At 67.7% G+C, this 1454-nt stretch carries 1 protein-coding gene; it reads right to left on the bottom strand.

Features of this window, described 5'->3' with window-relative positions:
* Nucleotides 1-1416: polyketide synthase dehydratase domain-containing protein (locus ACFYPJ_RS39050; RefSeq protein ID WP_389026890.1), on the bottom strand; the 1416-nt coding region annotated here is incomplete at its 3' end.
* Between the last annotated feature and the right edge of the window lie 38 nt (nucleotides 1417-1454).

Genomic DNA, 1454 nt, shown 5'->3' with positions numbered 1-1454 from the left:
CACCCCCACACCCACCGACGACAACTCACCCACACCAATCGGCCGCAACACCAACGACCCCACCTCAGCCACCACAACCCCCACCCCATCAGCGATCGAGAGGGAGACGGCGTCCGGTGCGCAGGCCGTGGCGCGGATGCGCAGTTCGCCGGCGCCCGACGCGTGCACGGTGACGTCGTTCCAGGCGAACGGCAGCAGCACCTGGCCCTCCTGGGCCTTTGGCGCGGCTCCGAGGTTCGTGGCTTGGAGGGCGGCGTCGAGAAGGGCAGGATGGAGTACGTACTCAGTCGCCTCGGAGCGCAGCTCCTCCGGGAGCGCGACCTCGGCGAAGACCTCGCCGCCCCGCCTCCACACCGACTTCAGGCCCTGGAACGCCGGACCGTACTCGTAGCCGCGTCCCGCCAACTCGTCGTAGAAGCCGGACAGCTCGACGGGCTCCGCGCCCACGGGCGGCCACTGCTCCGCTGCGAAGTCGGCGGTCGCCGTCTCCGGTGCGGTCGCAAGCAGCCCGCTGACATGCCGGGTCCAGGACGTGCCGTCCGCACTGTCGGTCCGGCGGGAGTACACGCTCACCGGACGTCGTCCGGTCTCGTCCGGCGCACCCACCGTGACCTGGATCTGCAGCTCCGCCTGCTCGGGCAGCAGCAGCGGAGACTCGATCACCAGCTCTCCGACGACCGGGTAGCCGACTTCTTCGCCGGCCCTGACGGCGAGTTCGAGGAGTGCGGTGCCGGGGACGAGGGGACTGCCACTGACCCGGTGATCGTCCAGCCACGGATGACTCTTCAACGAGATCCGACCCGTGAACACCGACCCGTCCGCATCCGGCAACTCCACCACCGCACCCAACAACGGATGCCCCACCACACCCAGACCAGCACCACCCACATCAGCAACCCGCCGACCCCCCTCCAACCAATACCGCTGACGCTGGAACGCATACGTCGGCAGACCCGACACAGACCCCACAGCCTCCGGCACCACCGCCGACCAATCCACCGCCACCCCCCGCACCCACAAATTCGCCGCCGACGACAAAAACCGCCGCAAACCCCCGTCATCACGCCGCAACGTCCCCGTCACCACCGACGGCACATCCCCCACCACATCCGACACCACATCCGACACCGCCCCCGTCAACACCCCATGAGCACTCGCCTCCACAAACACCCGGAACCCATCCCCGACCAACGCCTCCACCGCAGCCCCGAACCGCACCGGCTGCCGCAAATTCCGATACCAGTACTCACCCCCCATCCGACCATCCTCAACCCACTCACCATCCACCGTCGAAAACAACGGAACCCGCGGACACACCCCCCGAACCTCGCCCAGCACCTCACCCAACTCCCCCTCCAACAACTCCACATGCGACGTATGCGACGCATAATCCACCGCAATACGACGCACCCGCACCCCCACACCCTCACCCCAACCCACCAACTCATCCAACG

The organism is Streptomyces sp. NPDC006012, assembly GCF_042871185.1.
In the GTDB taxonomy this organism is placed as follows: domain Bacteria; phylum Actinomycetota; class Actinomycetes; order Streptomycetales; family Streptomycetaceae; genus Streptomyces.
This window is presented reverse-complemented; position numbering and strand designations above follow the sequence as displayed.